Genomic DNA, 18,195 nt, shown 5'->3' with positions numbered 1-18,195 from the left:
TTCACTATTTTTCCAGCATCTGCCGGAGCAGGAGATGCTCAGCATCCTTGATCAGCTGTTCTTTTTCGTTTTCAGACAACACATCCAGATGCCTTCGTGCCTGACTGTGCCGGAATAATGGAGACAACGGTTCATTTAAGTCGCCATACTGTTCAATTGTCCTGAATAATTCCTCATAAAAATCACTTTGTTTAATCAAGTTCCCACGATCAATCACAAGTTCTTCTGAAAACCGGAGCCTGTGGACCCAGACAAAAGAATCCTCTTCCTTTTCATTCTCCTGGAGCAGTTCAAGCAATTCACCACTGGCTATTTTATCGATGACATCTGTAAGATTGGAATTAAGGCGTTCTATGTGGATATCAAGCAAAACTCCTTTTCCTTCTGTTCTTTTACCATCAATGGCTGCGAGGCATTGGTCATAAAGGATATTGAATCCCACAGCCTCCTGGGCATCAATCACCAGTTCATCCCAGATCACATCAGCGCTTTCAATGAAAGAAACTTCGGAACCTGTGTCTGTCAATTGGACAATCGCAGCCCCCTTGTCTCCCAGTTCCTTCCTATTTCGTCCCTGAGGGTTACCTGGATAGACAATATATGGCTGTTCAGATAAAACCGCTCTTTTATGAATATGGCCAAGGGCCCAGTAATCATATCCTTTGCCGATAAGATCCCCTAACCTGAAGGGTGCGTATTTTCCATGGTCACTGGCCCCTTCAAAATGTCCATGAAGCAGCCCAATGTGAAAGTCAGCGCCATCAGACTTCTTATATTTCTCAATCCACCGTTCCATTACATGTCTCTCCGGATAGCTGAAACCGTATAAATGGACGAGTGTGCCATCATCTTTGCTGAAGACGGCTGTTTCCACCTGATCATTAAAGAAATGCACATTGTCAGGAAAATCGATTGTAATCGAGCGGGATCCAAGATGGTCATGGTTCCCGTGTATCGCAAAGACCTTGATTCCTTTTTCGCCAAGCCTGGCCATTTCATTTCGGAAAAAAGCCTGGGCGCGAATGCTCCTGTCTTCAGAATCATACAGATCCCCGGCGATTACAACAAAATCCACTTCCTGTTTGATTGCTGTATCCGTAATATTGCTCAATGCTTTAAAAGTGCTCTCCTGAAGCCGGTGAAAAATGGCTTTGGGCAGATGCCTCAGGCCGACCATCGGGCTGTCCAGATGGAGGTCGGCTGTATGTAAAAACTTCACCTGTTTCATTGGAATATTCCTTTCCCCTCATATTTAAGTTTATTTTACCATTCCAAAAATACGAATGCACGTTCTTATACCGATTGCAGCAAAAAAACTGCAGTCCTTTCGAGAACTGCAGTTCAGCTTTAACCAAGATAGATTGTATCCAGCACTCTTTCTTTGAATTTCCCATTTTCCAGACTTACTTGATAGGCTTTTGCCTCCGTCCTTGAACTCACAACCCTGAGCAGTTCTTCACCGATAAAATGCAAAGCCGCGCTATCATCGGCTGCGAACCCGCCAGCAATCTTCCCTGAAGCGACAAATTGTTCATAAGCCGGACGCCGTTCCGCTTCTCCATCATAATGGGGGCAATTGCTTCCTTTTAAAAAGCCAAGGCTCTTCAGCGGTTCCATGCCGTCTCCATAGGAATCCGTCACACCTTCTTCAAACCAGCAAATCGATCCAGCACTGACTCCTGCCATGATGATGCCCTGCTCCCAGGCCTTGAGCAGGATGCTATCCAATTCCCATTCCTTCCAAAGCGCAAGGAGATTCTTTGTGCTGCCTCCCCCGACATATATAATGTCCTGACCCATCACAAAGGCTTCCAGGTCTCTAGACGGCGGTCTGAATAAGGATAGATGCGAAGGGATGCATTCATGTGATTGGAAAGCGGTATAAAATCTCTCAATATAACCATCCGCATCCCCGCTTGCAGTAGGAACAAAGCAAACCTTGGGCTTCTGTTTTTCTGACTGGCCAAGTATATATAAATCTAATAGCGGGTTCTCCGGTTCCATTGAGAATCCCCCGCCCCCCATTGCAATGATTTGTTTCAACTCGCACACTCTCCTTCATTTAAATGGATAATTAACATTAATGAATATCATTAAATATTCAACCAGGCATATCGGAATTCCTGTATTAAAAAACCGCAATCCAAAATGAATTGCAGCTTTTGTCCGATTATTCGTTTCTCGTTAACTGAAGCGCCTTTTTAATATCCTTAAAGGAATTCGATTTACCGTACATAAGCACTCCTCCCCGGTATACCCTTGCACCAAATACGGCAAGGAAAGCAATTGTCGCTACCAGGATGCCGATTGAAAGGGCAATTTCCCAGAAAGGGATATTGAGCATTCCTACCCGCAGGAACATCAGCATCGGCGAGAAGAACGGAATGAACGATGTATATTTTACGAACGGTGCCTCAGGCTGGCCTAAGCCAAACATCGCCATCATGAATCCGGCGACCACAAGCAGTGTCATTGGCGTGATCATTTGCTGAACGTCTTCGATCCTGCTTACGAGGGAACCCAGGAACGCAGCCATTGTCGCATACAGGAAATAGCCTAATATGAAGAAAATCACTGCGTAAGCAATCGTGCTGCCCGCTACATTTCCAAAGCCAAAAAACTCGAAGAACCCGCCTTCCATGTTCTCAAGATTCTGTTTGATTGAAAAATATCCGACTAACAGAAGGGCAGCGAGCTGAGTCAGGCTTAACAGCCCAATTCCGAGGATCTTCGCAAACATTTGTTTTATCGGCGAAACACTGGATATCATGATTTCCATCACTCGTGAAGATTTTTCAGTCGCGACTTCCATGGCGATCATGTTCGCGTACATGATGACGGCAAAATAAATGATAAAGAGCAGGACGTAGACAAGCCCTCGTGCCTGATTCAATTCCTCTTCTGTCTTGGCGTCTTCTTCCAAAGCCGCTTTTTCGAATTCAACCGGTGCATATAATTTTTCCAATTGTTCAGGCTCGATGTTGATCTGAGTGGAAGCAATAGCCGTTTTCAGCTGCTGCAATGCTGCCTGCAGGTCTGCAGGAATGGCAGAATCAGCAATGCTCATTGCTTTGTATGAAGCAGCCGGAAGCTCGTCGTCATTCAATCTTAATTCAAGAAGCCCCTTATATTTCCCTTCCTCCACTGCTTTCCTGGCGTTTTTTTCATTCCCATCGTACTTCTCCAGGACAAGTTCATCATTAATAATCTTCATCTGCTCTTTCAGGGGGTCATACAGTTTTCCGGTTCCATCAATCACCGCAATTTTGTCGGCGTCACCGCCCTTATTGAAAAAGTCGATAATATTGGTCATGTTGGTCAGTGCCAGCATAATTCCGACGGTCAGTATGGTCGTAACCAGAAAGGATTTTGTTTTAAGCTTGCTCATATATGTATGCTTGAGGATGATTAAGAAATTATTCATATGAAGCACCTACCTTCTCTATGAAAATATCGTTCAAGCTTGGCTCTTCAAGGACAAACTTGCGGATGAATCCTTTCCCTACTATCTCTTTTAGGATATCCTGCGCTGCTTGCTCACCGGTGATTTGCAGATGAATCCCCTCGGCTGTCAACTTTGACTTTGTCACGCCAGGATACTCCTTTAGGAAAGCTGTATCAAAATCCGCATGAATGACAAGGTTCTTTTTACCAAAGGATCTTTTGATCTCCTTTAGCGACCCGTGGACAACAGGGCTGCCTTTATGCATGATGCAAATATGCTCACACATTTCCTCCACATGCTCCATGCGATGGCTGGCAAAAACAATGGTCGTCCCTGTATTCTTCAATTCAACTACCGCTTCCTTCAACTGTTCAACATTCACAGGATCCAGGCCGCTGAATGGCTCATCAAGGATCAGCAGCTTCGGTTTATGGATGACCGCCGCAATGAACTGGATTTTCTGCTGATTCCCCTTCGAAAGCTCCTCTACCTTTTTATCTGCATATTCAGGAACCTTGAACCGGTTCAGCCAGTAATCAAGTTCCTTCAGGGCAGCCTGTTTCTGCATGCCTCTTAATCTGGCAAGATAGACAATCTGATCGCGGACCTTGAGCTTCGGATAAAGCCCCCTTTCCTCCGGCAGATAGCCAATAATGCTGCTGGTTTCATAATTGATCGGCTTGCCGTCCCATGAAATCCTGCCTTCTGATGCATCCAACAGGCCAAGGATCATCCGGAAGGTCGTCGTTTTACCAGCACCATTCGCACCGAGGAATCCGAACATTTCCTTTTCCGGAATATTTAGTGAAAGATTGTTCACCGCTGTAAAGCTTCCAAATCTCTTTGTGACACAATCGATCTGCAGTACCATACTCGCTCTCCTCCTTCTCCATAAAAATACTACGATTTTTGAATGGAAATAGTTTCATATTCTGATGTTTTTTTGTTTTGCAAATTTGAAAAAATTATGCAAAAATAATAGTAATCATCTGAATTTTATAACAAAGGGGATTTTGTTATGGATACTTACAAATTGACAGCCTTTGAACCAAACGGGGAAAAACTTGTTGATGAATCGTTCCAGGCTGGGAACGATGACGAAGCAAAGGAAATCGGCGCCCGAATGCTTGAAGAAAAGAACTTAAGCGACAAAACACACCGCTGCACTTCACCAAGAGGAAAGTTGATATTGTTTCATCCATAAAAAAGCGAAGAGGAAAATTCCTCTTCGCTTCTTTATTTAGGCTCTTTTCTCAAACTTTGTTGCTATTGAATACAAAATTGGACTGAATTAGCTGTTTACCTTCGTAAAGAAGGTGCTTTTTATGAGAAAAGAGCATGTAAACTTCATACCGTCCTCCGAAATCGGTATATATTACGTTAAAATCGGCTTTAGGATTTTAACAACAATCTTTACGAAAACAGCCTTTATTTACCTTTGAAATTTGGCTTTCTCTTTTCGAGAAAAGCTTTGATCCCTTCCTGATGATCCTCTGTCTGACGCATTTTGGATTGTCCGTATTTTTCAAGTTCTAGAATTTTCAGTAATGAAGGGCGATTTTTTTCGGCAAGGATTTTCTTGGTTTTGACCATTGCCTGGACCGGTTTGTTCAGCCATTCCTGCACTTTCTGGTCGACTGCTGTTTTAAATTCATCTGCCGGTACTTCATCAACGAGTCCGAGACTGAGTGCCTCTCCGGCCGATAGTGTTTTGCCGTCCCAAATCATCTGCTTCGCCTTTGTTTCCCCCAGCCGCTCTTCCATGAAGAAGTGGCCTCCGCCATCAGGAATCAATCCAATGCCAATAAAGTTCATCGCAATCTTGCTAGACGGCTCAGCGATAATGTAGTCCGTCGCAAGCGCAAGGCTGAAGCCCAGGCCAGCTGCAGCTCCTGTTACAGCGCTGATTGTTAACTTTGGCATGCTGTAAAGGGTGACAATCATGTCGTGAATATCATCCATCACATGGTAGAAATCGCTTTCATTTGCATTCGAAAGCATTGTCTTGATATCGCCGCCAGCAGAAAACGCACGGCCTGCACCTTTTATCACCACGATGTCAATTTCATCCGATTTGCAAATTTCTTTAAGATTCATCGTAATTCCCCTGATCATTTCCACATCCAGGGCATTCAGTGCTTCAGGCCTATTCAATTCAAGAACAGCTACCCGCCCGTCAATGCCTAACTTTACAGTGTCTGTTGAAAACTCAATCGCCACCTTCATCCCCTCCAATAAGTCCGTATATTTTTATTATATAGTGAGATGTTATATTTAAAAACCTTTTTTCTCACTATTTAGACTTTTCTAAAGAAATTTTCTGGTCTCAGGCTGGAAAATCTTCTGTATTTTCCAGTTAGCGGAATCCCATATCTTTTTCGCGGGATTATTGGGGAATTTCGCGGAATCCTTTACCTTTTTCTCGGAATCAACTTGGGTTTTCGCGGAATTCCATGGTTGAATAGCTAAATCATCCTTCTTTTACGCACAATCCCTCCTAAAAAAATGTCAAACCCATCAAAAAAGCTCCCGAAATAAACCCTTCGGGAGCTTTCCACGTTAAATCTTCGCTTTGTTGAACAATGAATCAAGAATTTCAATTTTTTTATCAGCATACTCTTCAAAACTGTCGTTATATGACTTCGGATCTTTAGGATTTGAAAACTGGGTGATCACGCCGGTATCCGGATCGATGAATTTGCTTGATGCACCGCAGCCAAGGCCGATAATCGTCTGCTGTTCTTCCATGATGATAATATTGTACAGGCTTTCCTGCCCTGGGAATGAATAGCCTACATTCTCCAGGTTTCCGAGAATGTTCTTCTGTCTGTATAGATAATATGGTACATAGTCCTGCTCTGTCGTCCATGTTTCGGCCATATTCATCATCTTTTCGATCTCGGCGCGGTCAGCGACTTTATATTTCTGCTTGTTCCTTGTCATTTCCGATGCTCTTTTAAAAGAAAGCGTATGGACTGTCAGTGATTCCGGCATCAGTTTCTTTGTTTCATCAAGAGTATGCGCGAATTCCTCCGTCCCTTCACCTGGAAGGCCGATGATCAGGTCCATGTTGATATTGTTCATCCCCATTTCGCGGGCGAGATGGAATTTTTCAATCGTTTCTTCCACCGTATGATGACGGCCGATTGCCTTCAATGTTTCCTGGATGTAAGACTGCGGATTGATGCTGATCCGGTCAATATTCCACTTCTTAAGCACTTCAAGCTTTTCAGGCGTGATCGTATCAGGACGGCCAGCTTCGACTGTTACTTCCCTGATGTTTTCGACATCTGGAAATGATTGATGGACCTCTTCATAGAGCATGTCCATCTCTTCCGCTGTTATTGAAGTTGGCGTGCCGCCTCCATAATAAACAGTCGTGATTTTCATATCATTTTTCTTCAGCCAATCACCAATTTTGCGAACTTCATAGTGGAGGCCGCCCAGGAAGGAATCAACTGAACCTTGACGCCCATTGATCGCGTAAGCCGGGAACGTACAATATGCACATTTCGTCGGGCAGAAAGGGATGCCAATATAAATGCTGACACCATTTTTCAAATCGTACAAATCTGGAAGGACAGCAAGCTGACGGTCCACAATCTGCTGCATGAGCTGGATTTTCTCATCTGAAATCAGGTACTGCTCCTTCAGTTCTTTATGTGCTGTTACTTGCTCTTTTCCTTCACGAAGTTTCTTGTGCAGAAGCTTTGTTGGGCGTACACCTGTAAGGATCCCCCACTTCTGGATGATACCTGTCCAGTCCTGCAGCACTTTTAAATAAGCTCTTGAAACAACGGTTTTAAGCAGTTTGAATTCTTCTTTTTCGCTTAGGCCTGCTGGCACTTCTTTATCGGCATGCACTGAAAAAACGTCTTCATTCTTAGTTGTCAGGTCTGCTTTTACAAGGATAGTACCTTCAGTTTGAACCTCAAATTCTATTGTCGCATCAAATTCTGAACCTGTTTCTCCCAGAACCACTTCTGATTCCTCAAAAAACAGATTCGCAATCAACTCCAGCGGCCTCTGAAACCTTTCATCATCTATACCTTTTATATGAATTCTCATGTAACCTCACCTTTTCAATTAAACATGCTTCAATAAGTGTAATAGAATTATGATTCCCTGGTCAAGACAGTGCAAAAGCTACCAGTTTTCGGCTTAGGCCCGACTTAGTATCATTTATTTTCCTTAGAAAAAAGATATATTCCTTAATTCAGCACTTATATTCCGAAAAAAACTCATATATTCCTTAATTCAATGCTTATTTTCCGAAGAAAACTCATATATTCCTGAAACTCATGAAAAAACAACAAAAGCATGCCTGATTTTCAATCATCAGGCATGCTTACTATTTTCACATTTTTATAATATTCATTTTCCGCAGGAACTCGATTGGCTGCTGTTTGCGGAAGTGTTCCTTTACCATGTAGCTGACGCCATGCTGGTTGTTTGATCGGGTCACCCAGTCCGCAGCCTTCTTCACTTCTGGAGATGCGTTCCCCATTGCGACTCCCAAACCGCATGCCTCAATCATATCAATATCGTCTGTGCCGTCGCCAATTGCGACCATTTCTTTCAATGGAATGCCTAGATGCTCGCCCAGCTGGATCAGGCCGTTAAGCTTTGACACGCCTTCTGGCATGATATCGAGTCGATAGTCATTCAACCTGGAAAGTGAGACTTCTGAGAACATCCCATTTATCGCCTGCTGTGCATCTGCCAGGTCTTCTTCATACTCGAAGTAGACTTCGATCTTTGGCGGTGATACCGGGTCATTGACAAGTGTCTCGCTGATAGAATCAGTGAATTGCTGTGAATAGAAAATCGGATCACCTGAAGTGAATACCGTTTTGGCCAGCAGATTATGATTCAATTTATACTTATTAGCCAGCGAAAACTTTTCATGGACCAGTCTGATCTGACATGGAAAGCTTTCGAGGAATCTGACAAGCTGGAAAGTGACATCCTCTGGGATCCTTTTTTCAAACACAGGGTCACTGCGAAGGTCATGCGAAATATAGGATCCGAGATGGGTTACCAGCAATGAATTTATTTTCAGCGCTTTCGCCACTTTTTTGGCTGATGGAAAGCTTCTGGAAGTTACTAGAGTCACGTAAACTCCCTTTTGCTGGACGTACTCGATTGCATCCCTTGTGGATTTATGGAGCCTTTCATTTGATTGGAGAATCGTGCCATCCACGTTAAGCGCAAGAAGACGGTAAATCATTTTTATGCCCCCATTTCTTCGGTGTTTTTGTCCTTATTTAACTTGTATGATAGAAAGCGAAAGAATAGAACAAGGGGGCAAACTGTAAAAAAAACTCCCGGCCATTGTCTGCCGGGAGTCCTTTCAATCTTATTGCTGCTGGTTCGGGTTTCCGTATAACTCTTCAAGAGGCTTCATGATGATCTGGTTAAGCTCGGAGATGACCATGCTCATTCTTTGCTCAGCTTCCATGAGCTTGGAAATCAGTTCATGCTGCTGGACAAGTGCAACAGTCTTTTGTGCCTGTTCTACTTCTTCCTGGGTAATTTGCTGTCCAGTCATCTGCTTTTCCTGAAGCTGCATCTGGATATTGCGGAAGTTCTCAAACATCGCTTTTGCCGATGGGTCGTTGTTCACAGCATCATAAAGTCGTTTCAATTCTGCGTATTCCGTACTGTTTCTGATTGCTTTTTCTAATTCGTAGGCTGAATCGTAAAGATTGACTGCCATTCAAATCACTCCTTCTCCGTTAAACACTCCACTACACTATAACAAACTATGTTGCTCAATGCCAAAAGTTCAGGTTACAAGAAAACTTCCCTTGCCATGAAAATCACCAATAACCACAACTATTCATAACATGGAATATGTGTGTTTGCCTATTTTTATGTATTGTTTCCTTATGCAGCCAAAAGAAAATGAGGGGAAGCTATGACGCCAGCTAAATTTGAAGGCCAATCAACACAGCCCGTCATCGCTTTGCTGACTGAGATAAAAGAAGACAGCGGACCGGACTTCGGCAAGGTCCATTCCTTTTGCGAAGAGCTCCACCAGGGAATTTCGGAAACAGGCGGAAGCTTCTATGTTTTTTCACTGAAAGGCTTTTCTGATGATGGAGTCGAGGGCTTTTTTTACGATCAGGATACCGAGGAATGGAAAAAGGGTTCCCTCCCCTTACCCAATGTCATCTATAACCGTGTCTCTTCACGAAGAACTGAATTCAGCAAAGGATTTAAGGGTTTTTTAAATAAATTGGATACTCTGGGAATAAAGATATTTAATCATCGCTTTCTTTCCAAATGGGAAATCCATGAATTTTTAATGATAGAGGAGCATTTGCAGTCCTTCATACCGGAAACACATCTTTACAGCGAAAGCATGCTTGAAAAAATGCTGCAGAAGTATGATGAATTGTACATCAAGCCCGTCCATGGAAGCCAGGGGCGCAATATCATTCAGCTCGTCCAATCAGAAGGCTTGGTCAAGGTCTCATTATCCTCTTTGCCGGCAAAGGACTTATCACCTTTTCAAAAAATTGGGGAGTTGGCACGCACAATTGCGCCTCTGGTCGAAAAAAGGCTTTGCATCATCCAGCAAGGGGTACAGCTGTCCGAATTGAATGGCCGTACAATGGATTTCAGAGTTCTCTGCCATAAAAATGCCCAGCAGTTCTGGAAGGTAACTTCAATTGTAGCCAGGGTTTCAGCCGAACAGTATTTTGTTTCCAATATTGCGCGCGGTGGCGAAGTCATGAAGCCTGCTCACACGCTGGCGTTGATTTTTGGAAAGGATCAGGCCCGTCATCAACTGGCACTGATGAAGGAGCTGGCACTGGAAACAGCCGAAACGATCAGCCGGCATGCCGAGGGACACAATGCAGAGCTTGGAATCGATATTGGAATCGACATTAAAGGAAGTTTGTGGCTGATCGAAGCCAACTCCAAACCCTCCAAGAATTTTGAGGAGCGCGGCTCTAAAATCAGACCTTCGACTAAAGCCATCATTGACCATTGTTATGGACTTTGTGAGCGCTAGTCCAAAAGGAGATATGCAGATGATTTCATTTGGAATGATGTCTCGCTCGTTTAATAGTGAGCGTACTTATTTTACCGAAATTGCGAAACGGGCGAATCCTGACATCTTTACCTGCTACAGGTTCGCACCGGCAAAAATCCATCCGATCACCGAAATGGTGGCAGGAGAAAAATTCGATCACGAAAAAGAAAAGTGGGTAAAGGCCGAGTTCCTGCTGCCAAAGGTAATATATGACCGTTGTTTTTATGCAAATGACCATGAATCGAAACAGTCGATGGCGATTGTGAAATGGCTGAAAAACCGAGAAGATATTACCTTCCTGGGAAACGGCCTGCCAAATAAATGGAGCATTTATGAGGTCCTATCCAGATCCGCACTTGCTCCATATATCCCAGAGACCATCCTTGTGCCAAGCGGAAAAGCTGTAATAGTGCAGCTGAAAAAGTGGAGCACTGCCATATTAAAACCTGTTTTTGGTTCTGGCGGCGCCGGAATCTATAAAATTAAAAATTCCGGAAGAGAATTTACAATCCTGGCAGAAGCTGATGGCAGATTGTCAGAGAAAGTATTTTTATCGACTAGTGAGACAGAGGCTTGGCTCGACAGACTTTGCAGCAAAAACGAATACATGATGCAGCCTTATCTCGAACTTTCTGATTCACATAACTGTCCTTTTGATATCAGGGTGCTGCTGCAAAAGGACCGGGGAGATAAATGGATTATGCGAGGAAAGGGAATACGCCGCGGCCATAAGGATGGCATCCTGTCGAATCTGGCTGCAGGCGGTGAAATTCAGGCATTCGAAGACTATGCAGGTTCGCTGGATTTCCGCACGAGAAAATTTCTTTCACTTGAATTAGAAGAGATCCTCTCAATGCTGCCGGGCATCCTTGAAGCATCCTTCCCAAGGTTATTCGAGCTCGGCATCGATATCGGCGTCTCAAAAGATAAAGCATTATGGGTGCTGGATACGAATTCAAAGCCCGGCAGAAAAGTCATCACATCACTCAATCCCGACCTGAAGGAAATTCTCTATAAAGCTCCGCTTGAATATGCCATGACACTTTCAGAAATTCTGCCAGAAAGAGAGGGACAGCATTTATGAGAAAGAAATATCCTGTGGAAATCATCACCCACTCCAAGCAGCTCGTCTTCATCCCTGCCGACCTTCCCAATAGCAAGGATATCAGAAGAGTCGTTTTCGGCAACAAGCTGCTTGATGTCACTGTCGCGCCCCATCCAAAAAGGAGGAATGTGATTGTCCTCAGCAATGACGTGCAGAAAGAGCTGTCCATGCCGGATTTGTCGATTCCCCTGCATGTTTTCATTGACCAGCAAACATTATTTATCGGTCCGCTGATCGGCATCCTGACCTCCGGTTTCACACCCTACCCTTTAAGACCGATCGGCGAGCGCTCGATGTTCTTCGCCAAGCTGCTTTCAGTCAATAAATCAGTAGGCGCCCTGCCGTTTGTTTTTGGCGAGGAGCATATCGATTGGGAACAAGGGTTGATTGACGGTTATTTCTTTGTAGAGGGTGGGTGGAAGAAAATTAAAGTTCCTTTCCCGAATGTCGTATACGATCGCCTGCCAAACAGAAAGACAGAAAGAAAATCAGAGCTTCGCAGTTTAAAAGCGAGAATGCAGACCGATTATCTGATTCCTTGGTACAATCCCGGCTTTTTCAGCAAGCTGGATGTTTTCGAACGGCTGCAGCAGGATGATCGGGCCGTTGAATACTTGCCTGAAACCCATCAATTTTCTTCTTTTTCCGTTATTGAACGTATGCTCTCAAACTACGGAAATGTCTATGTCAAACCAGCCAATGGAAGCCTCGGCCTGGGAATCCATCAAATCCTGTTCGATAAGCATAATGGCTACTATTATTGCCGGTACCGGGACCAGCAAGGAGTCAATAAGTTAACGAAATTTGACAGTCTTGAAAAACTGATGAAGAAGGTCTTTTACAAGCGGAACTTATCACAGATGATTGTCCAGCAGGGCATCAGCCTGCTGAGGTCAGACAAACGACTGATCGATTTCAGGGTTCATACCAATAAAGATGAATATGGACAGTGGCAGCTCGCTGCGATAGCCGCAAAGATTGCTGGCCAGGGCAGTGTGACGACTCACGTGAACAACGGCGGCATCGTTAAATCACTTGATGAGTTATTCGAGGACCAGGAAGAGCGTGAGTCCTGTGAAAAGAAACTAACTGAGGCTGCCCTGATCCTGAGCACCATTTTAGAAAAAAACATGGAAGGAATCATCGGGGAGATTGGTTTTGACCTGGGGATTGATAAGTCAGGAAAAGTCTGGCTTTTCGAGGCAAACTCAAAGCCTGGCCGGTCGATTTTCAAGCATCCGAAGCTGAAAAATTTCGATCTGCTCACCCGAAAGCTTTCCCTTTCCTTTGGCATATTTTTAGCGGAAAAAGCCATTACAGCACCTGAGGAACTTTTCCAATGAACCTTCGCTATCACATCGAATCGAAGGAATGGACCTATGAAGCCAAAGCTGATGAAAAAATCAGCTTTGGCTTTAATAAAATCCAAATCAGACCCACCCCTTCAAGCTCTGTCCCACAGCAAACACACTTATTCACCTTAAAAAACAAACAGGGAAATCTCGGCCCGCTGGTTGGAATCATGACCTCCATGAGCAAAGAAATGGCACTTGCAGGCAACGGATCACTTTTCAAATCACTGCAGGATGAGCTGGTGAAGCGCAATGGAATGGCAGTTGTTTTCCCTCCGGAAACAGTTGTCAAGGATGGGCTTACCGGGGTCACATTTTCACCTGAAGCCAACAAATGGATACCTGTAAAGACGCCGCTGCCGCATATTGTTTTCAATCGCGTGCCATTCCGAAATGCCGAACAGCAGCAGGCTTTCAAGGATGCGATTGATTACTTTTGCGCTCTCGGTGTCCCATTTTTCAATCCTGCCTTCATCAACAAAAACAAGCTATACTCCATTTTTGCAAGACATGATCAATTAAACAAACTATTGCCTGAAAGCATTTGCGTAAAGACGTTGATTCAGCTAGCTGCATTTCTTGAAAAACATCAGGGGATTTATCTGAAGCCAGCTTCTTCGTCCAAAGGCATCGGGATTTTCCGGCTGCGGCATAGGAACGGACGAATTGAGTTGGAAAGCCATTCCCATCGTCTTGAATTTCCGGGTTTAAAGGAATTTTGGTTAGCAAAATCCAGGCATCTGTTAGAGTACGATTATATCGCCCAAAAGGAAATCAGGCCTGCAGCCATTGGCGGAAAGCGCTATGACTTCCGCGTCCATGCGCATGATGGACTAAATGGATATGAAGTAACTGGCATCGGCATCCGCCAATCAGAGAAACAAGACTTGACCACCCACGTGCCGAAAGGCGGAATCGTGCTTCCCTATAATATTGTGAAGAATCCCAGGCATGATGCATTTTTCGCCTGGGCCGTGAAGGAAATCGGACAGTTGCTGACAGAAGAATTGGGATATTTCGGGGAATTCTCGCTAGATGCCGGGCTCACTGAAGAAGGAGAATATGCCATTTTTGAAGTAAACTCAAAACCAATGAGCTTTGATGAATCCCAAATCGAAGAAAAGAGAATCATTACACTTGTGGATCTATTTCTCAGGAAAACTGGTTTTTAAGTTTGAGGTCCCTCCCCTTCCTCTATTGCTATATAATAGTGGTATAGATTATCTAAAAGGGGGTATCGCAGTGATCACTCATTTCCAATTCAAATCATTATTCGAAAATAAAGAAATGCCCGGCTGGCATTTTTCCTTTTATTTCAAAAAGCAGAAGTATACGGGAATCTATCACCAAAACGGAGATATTCAATGGACTTCCGAACAGCCCCTTGACGGGGATATCGACCAGCTGAAGGAACGGGTTCACGAGTTGATGCTTTTCCATGTATATGATAAATAATCCGTATGTTTTTTGTGCCTTTCCGACATTCTAAGCGTAAAAGGATTGAAGGAGGTAACCATGAAACAAAAGGACCAGAAAAAGTTCGCCGAGGACCTGCAATATGAGGGCCGGGACAAAGTATATGTCGATGTCGACAGGATGATCAATGAGGGGATGGCAGGCGGGACTGTCCATCGATTGGACGATACTCCTAATATAGGGGAAAGCCATGACCTCCCGCCTGAAGATCCGCCTAATGAATAGGAAAAGCATGAGCTCCATCGAAATAAATCACAAAAAAAAAGACACCACATCCTAAAAAGGATGCTGGTGTCTTATCTGCTTTTAACAATCATATTGACTGCATCTTTGATCGCTTCGTCGGCTTCTTTGCCTTCCTTGGCTGCTTCCGTGATGCATGATTCCAGGTTCTTTGCCACGATGAAACCAATTGCACGGTCTACTGCAGAACGGACTGCCGATAATTGTGTGACAACATCCTTGCAGTGATTTTCTTCTTCCATCATCCGGATAACGCCGCGGACTTGACCTTCCAAACGCTTCAAGCGATTTTTCATTTCTGGTGTGTATTCCATTTCCCTGCACCTCTCTCCTACGGTACCCCGTATTGTATCTATAATACCAATATTTTTTCCTTTTTTCTACCAGTTTATCCCCTGGAGTAAATTCACATTTAAAAGCCACACCTGTTATAATAAAAGATATGTCAGCTTTTATCAAACTAAATCTGAGGATACTTATATGATTAATAAAATATTAGCTTATTTCCCTGATTCTGTCACGCACAATCATTTTCCAGCCAATCCATCACTCGACTTCCACTGGTTCCATTCTACAGGGCAGGAGCCGCCGTGGATCAGCATTCCTAAGGAAGTCATATCGGAAGACCAGCTTGACTTGCTGAAAAATTTGCTTCAGTATATTGAAACCGATCAGCACACTTCCCTTTCTGGCAAAGCACTTGCTTGGAATGATTTTCTTTTCCATGGAGGAGCAATACCGCCGGCTGCAAATGATGAGGTCCGTTTCATTCAATTTCGGATGCAGGCAAAACACATTGAACAAGAAGAAGTCAATGAAGCGTTGCAAGGCTTTTTCCCAGACCATACTATCCTCTGGATGAGGGATTCCTATGGAATGATCGTTCAAGAAAAGAAGGAAATCATCGAAGATGCGGACGAGCTTCAATCCATTTCTGCAACATTCGAAAGTGACTTTTTCATTAAAATATCTTTTTATATCGGCAAGTTCCAGACTATTTCCCGAAAGCTCCCAGACTTTTTCACAAACGAAAAGCAGGTATTCCTGAAATTATCGAAACTTACCAATCGCGGTGATGTCTTCACCTTTGAAAAAGCCTTCCCGATGCTTCTGGCAACACAGCTGCCAAATCACTTACAGGATATTCTCTCCCATTCGATTCTCGAGGCATTTGGCGATGACAAAGAGTTAATGGCTACTATTAAAACGTTCCTGGAAACCAATTCGAATGTCTCGCTTGCAGCTAAAAAATTGTATGTACACCGTAATACCCTGCAATACAGACTGGACAAGTTCACCGAAAAAACCGGCGTGCAGCTGAAGGATTTTGACGCAGCCATCGTTGTTTATCTTGCCGGCCTTTTTAAAGAAATGGGCTGATTTCACAATTTGAACAAATTGCATAAAAGGGCTTTCATTTTTTTGTGCATCCTGCTGATGATAAGTGGCTGGCCTTTTCGCTAAACTGTTCATGTAGACAAACAATCAGGGAGGCTTAAAAAATGGCCGAGTTAAAATTAGACCACATTTATAAAATTTATGATAACAAAGTCACAGCAGTAGAAGATTTCAACCTTCACATCGAAGACAAAGAATTCATCGTATTCGTCGGACCATCTGGCTGCGGTAAATCCACAACTCTTCGGATGATCGCTGGCCTAGAGGAAATTTCCAAGGGTGATTTCTACATCGACGGAAAGCGTGTGAACGACGTACCTCCTAAAGACCGTGACATCGCGATGGTTTTCCAGAACTACGCTCTATATCCGCATATGACTGTATACGATAACATGGCATTCGGATTGAAGCTTCGTAAGTTTGCTAAGGACGAAATCGACCGCCGCGTTAAAGAAGCTGCGAAGATTCTTGGTCTTGAGCCATATTTAGACCGCAAGCCAAAGGCACTTTCAGGCGGTCAGCGCCAGCGTGTTGCTTTAGGACGTGCTATCGTCCGTGACGCTAAGGTGTTCTTGATGGACGAACCTTTATCGAACCTTGATGCAAAGCTGCGTGTACAAATGCGTGCAGAAATCGCTAAGCTTCACCGCCGCTTGAATACAACAACTATTTACGTAACACACGACCAGACTGAAGCGATGACAATGGCAACACGCCTGGTAGTCATGAAGGACGGTGTCATCCAGCAGGTTGGAGCGCCAAAAGAAGTTTACGAAAATCCAGAAAACGTCTTCGTAGGCGGATTCATCGGATCTCCTTCCATGAACTTCTTCACTGGAAAGCTTGAAGAAGGAAAGTTCACAATCAACAACTCTTCTATCGCCGTTCCAGAAGGAAAGATGAAAGTTCTTCGCGCACAGGGTTATGTTGGCAAAGACCTCATCCTCGGCGTAAGACCGGAAGACCTGCATGACGAGCCAGTGTTCATCGATGCTTCCCAGGGAGCTACAATCAAAGCAACTGTTGAGGTATCTGAATTGACTGGTGCAGAAACTATGATCTATTCTCAATTAGAAGGCCAGGATTTCGTTGCTCGTGTTGATTCCCGCACAGATGTAACTCCAGGCCAGGTGATTGAATTGGCATTCGATATGAACAAGGTCCACTTCTTCGATGCAGAAACAGAAGTAAGGATCCGTCCTTAATACATGAAAAAGCAACCATTGCGGTTGCTTTTTTTGCTTTCTTGAAGATCTATCATTCTTTGATTAAAAATACCTGGCTTGTCCCGCAGTTTGGACATTTGAACAAGTGCGGGCATTCCTCCTCTGTAAAGTCAGCAGGATAACCATCCTCCAGTTTCATTTGATCAATTGGCATATACGGGCTGTAATCATCATAAAAGTCTGCTTCCCTCCCGCTGTCCTCCATGCTGCCGCTGCAGTTAGGACATGGCAGAGCAACGTTTCTGAAGCCATTGCAAATCGGGCACATCCCCATCTTTTTCATCCTTTCTCCTGTATCGCTAACAATAGTTTGTGTTGATTAAAATTGGTTATGTAATGTGATAATAATGGTATTAATTACCTTTATTGATCAGCGAATAAACTTTTCGAAACAAAACATACTAGTTATTAATAAAGCAGCAGCAAAGAAAAAACGCAGGTCAGCAAACGAATAAAGACATTGGGTTAAGCCTAGAAGGCAGCTATGACGCGAGCCGGTGCAATTCCGGCTAGCCCAGCCAATTCCTCATCATGGGTTAACCCCAGGCGGCATGGCAAAAGCCATGATTGGTTCGACTCCAATACTAACCCAAATACAACTCTGAAAAACACAAAGGAGGAAATATTAATGGCTAGTAGCAACAACTCTAATCAATTATTAGTTCCCGGTGTTCAACAAGCTCTTGATCAAATGAAGTACGAAATCGCAACAGAATTTGGCGTACAGCTTGGCGGCGAAACGACTTCTCGTGCTAACGGTTCAGTTGGTGGAGAAATCACTAAGCGCCTTGTGCAAATGGCTGAGCAACAACTTGGCGGATCTGCACGCTAAATTGCATTAAACAATAAAATAAGAATGGCTTAGGCCCCCTTCATCAGGGGGCCTTTACTTTTGTCCAGTTCAC

The 18,195-nt window shown here is 43.9% G+C and carries 20 protein-coding genes; 10 read left to right on the top strand and 10 right to left on the bottom strand.

Features of this window, described 5'->3' with window-relative positions; translation table 11 throughout:
- Nucleotides 1–4: 4 nt before the first annotated feature.
- The 4 genes from FS736_RS00605 to FS736_RS00590 all read right to left on the bottom strand — a co-directional run bounded on the left by FS736_RS00605 (nt 5) and on the right by FS736_RS00590 (nt 4,316).
- Nucleotides 5–1,228, bottom strand: coding sequence for a metallophosphoesterase family protein (locus tag FS736_RS00605; RefSeq protein ID WP_144474433.1), 1,224 nt, complete (start codon nt 1,226–1,228; stop codon nt 5–7).
- A gap of 119 nt (nt 1,229–1,347) precedes the next feature.
- Complete coding sequence (locus FS736_RS00600; protein ID WP_144474432.1) at nt 1,348–2,043, bottom strand: Type 1 glutamine amidotransferase-like domain-containing protein; 696 nt, start codon at nt 2,041–2,043, stop codon at nt 1,348–1,350.
- A 127-nt stretch (nt 2,044–2,170) separates the two neighbouring features.
- Nucleotides 2,171–3,424 carry an ABC transporter permease gene (locus FS736_RS00595; RefSeq protein WP_144474431.1) on the bottom strand — a complete coding sequence of 418 codons (1,254 nt, stop codon included), beginning with the start codon at nt 3,422–3,424 and terminating at the stop codon, nt 2,171–2,173.
- Nucleotides 3,417–4,316: an ABC transporter ATP-binding protein gene (locus FS736_RS00590; RefSeq protein ID WP_144474430.1), complete on the bottom strand. Its 900-nt coding sequence runs from the start codon at nt 4,314–4,316 to the stop codon at nt 3,417–3,419. Before FS736_RS00590 ends, FS736_RS00595 begins: the two co-directional genes overlap by 8 nt.
- Nucleotides 4,317–4,463: 147 nt before the next feature.
- Between FS736_RS00590 and FS736_RS00585 the strand changes: the two genes are divergently transcribed.
- The gene (locus FS736_RS00585) at nt 4,464–4,649 is read left to right on the top strand and encodes a YhzD family protein (RefSeq protein WP_144474429.1); all 186 of its coding nucleotides are present in this window, start codon (nt 4,464–4,466) and stop codon (nt 4,647–4,649) included.
- Nucleotides 4,650–4,873: 224 nt separating this feature from the next.
- Here the strand turns inward: FS736_RS00585 and FS736_RS00580 are convergent, their stop codons facing one another.
- From FS736_RS00580 to FS736_RS00565, 4 genes are all read right to left on the bottom strand, one after another.
- On the bottom strand, nt 4,874–5,671 hold the full coding sequence (locus FS736_RS00580; protein ID WP_395883475.1) for an enoyl-CoA hydratase: 798 nt from the start codon (nt 5,669–5,671) through the stop codon (nt 4,874–4,876).
- Nucleotides 5,672–6,004: 333 nt separating this feature from the next.
- On the bottom strand, nt 6,005–7,513 hold the full coding sequence (locus tag FS736_RS00575) for a coproporphyrinogen III oxidase (RefSeq protein WP_144474427.1): 1,509 nt from the start codon (nt 7,511–7,513) through the stop codon (nt 6,005–6,007).
- A gap of 289 nt (nt 7,514–7,802) precedes the next feature.
- A complete protein-coding gene (locus tag FS736_RS00570; protein ID WP_144474426.1) occupies nt 7,803–8,675 on the bottom strand; it encodes a Cof-type HAD-IIB family hydrolase in 873 nt (290 codons plus the stop codon).
- Between the two features lie 129 nt (nt 8,676–8,804).
- The gene (locus tag FS736_RS00565; protein WP_144474425.1) at nt 8,805–9,164 is read right to left on the bottom strand and encodes a YlbF/YmcA family competence regulator; all 360 of its coding nucleotides are present in this window, start codon (nt 9,162–9,164) and stop codon (nt 8,805–8,807) included.
- A 201-nt stretch (nt 9,165–9,365) separates the two neighbouring features.
- Here FS736_RS00565 and FS736_RS00560 point away from each other — a divergent pair, with 201 nt between their 5' ends.
- From FS736_RS00560 to FS736_RS00535, 6 genes are all read left to right on the top strand, one after another.
- On the top strand, nt 9,366–10,469 hold the full coding sequence (locus tag FS736_RS00560; protein WP_144474424.1) for a YheC/YheD family endospore coat-associated protein: 1,104 nt from the start codon (nt 9,366–9,368) through the stop codon (nt 10,467–10,469).
- Between the two features lie 19 nt (nt 10,470–10,488).
- Complete coding sequence (locus FS736_RS00555; protein WP_186326624.1) at nt 10,489–11,574, top strand: YheC/YheD family endospore coat-associated protein; 1,086 nt, start codon at nt 10,489–10,491, stop codon at nt 11,572–11,574.
- Nucleotides 11,571–12,938, top strand: coding sequence for a YheC/YheD family endospore coat-associated protein (locus tag FS736_RS00550; RefSeq protein ID WP_144474422.1), 1,368 nt, complete (start codon nt 11,571–11,573; stop codon nt 12,936–12,938). The genes FS736_RS00555 and FS736_RS00550 overlap by 4 nt, the downstream gene beginning before the upstream one ends.
- Nucleotides 12,935–14,119: a YheC/YheD family endospore coat-associated protein gene (locus FS736_RS00545; RefSeq protein WP_144474421.1), complete on the top strand. Its 1,185-nt coding sequence runs from the start codon at nt 12,935–12,937 to the stop codon at nt 14,117–14,119. Before FS736_RS00550 ends, FS736_RS00545 begins: the two co-directional genes overlap by 4 nt.
- Nucleotides 14,120–14,189: 70 nt before the next feature.
- A complete protein-coding gene (locus FS736_RS00540; RefSeq protein ID WP_144474420.1) occupies nt 14,190–14,402 on the top strand; it encodes a YheE family protein in 213 nt (70 codons plus the stop codon).
- Between the two features lie 60 nt (nt 14,403–14,462).
- Nucleotides 14,463–14,648 carry a hypothetical protein gene (locus FS736_RS00535; protein ID WP_144474419.1) on the top strand — a complete coding sequence of 62 codons (186 nt, stop codon included), beginning with the start codon at nt 14,463–14,465 and terminating at the stop codon, nt 14,646–14,648.
- Nucleotides 14,649–14,719: 71 nt separating this feature from the next.
- Here FS736_RS00535 and FS736_RS00530 read toward each other — a convergent pair whose 3' ends face one another.
- Nucleotides 14,720–14,980: a metal-sensitive transcriptional regulator gene (locus FS736_RS00530; protein WP_079507876.1), complete on the bottom strand. Its 261-nt coding sequence runs from the start codon at nt 14,978–14,980 to the stop codon at nt 14,720–14,722.
- A 166-nt stretch (nt 14,981–15,146) separates the two neighbouring features.
- Between FS736_RS00530 and FS736_RS00525 the strand changes: the two genes are divergently transcribed.
- Nucleotides 15,147–16,046, top strand: a complete 900-nt coding sequence (locus FS736_RS00525; RefSeq protein WP_144474418.1) for a PucR family transcriptional regulator — start codon at nt 15,147–15,149, stop codon at nt 16,044–16,046.
- 122 nt (nt 16,047–16,168) lie between these two features.
- Nucleotides 16,169–17,269 (top strand): ABC transporter ATP-binding protein, encoded by a 1,101-nt coding sequence (locus FS736_RS00520; protein ID WP_144474417.1) that lies wholly within the window; start codon nt 16,169–16,171, stop codon nt 17,267–17,269.
- Nucleotides 17,270–17,321: 52 nt separating this feature from the next.
- On the opposite strand, the gene FS736_RS00515 is transcribed toward FS736_RS00520, so the two are convergent.
- Nucleotides 17,322–17,564: a hypothetical protein gene (locus FS736_RS00515; RefSeq protein WP_144474969.1), complete on the bottom strand. Its 243-nt coding sequence runs from the start codon at nt 17,562–17,564 to the stop codon at nt 17,322–17,324.
- Between the two features lie 354 nt (nt 17,565–17,918).
- Here FS736_RS00515 and FS736_RS00510 point away from each other — a divergent pair, with 354 nt between their 5' ends.
- Complete coding sequence (locus FS736_RS00510) at nt 17,919–18,122, top strand: alpha/beta-type small acid-soluble spore protein (protein ID WP_023615428.1); 204 nt, start codon at nt 17,919–17,921, stop codon at nt 18,120–18,122.
- Nucleotides 18,123–18,195: the final 73 nt, after the last annotated feature.

The organism is Cytobacillus oceanisediminis 2691 (genome assembly GCF_007678455.1).
GTDB classification, from domain to species: Bacteria; Bacillota; Bacilli; order Bacillales; family Cytobacillaceae; genus Mesobacillus; species Mesobacillus oceanisediminis_A.
Note: the sequence above shows the minus strand (reverse complement) of the source record. Positions and strands in the feature narration are given on the sequence as shown.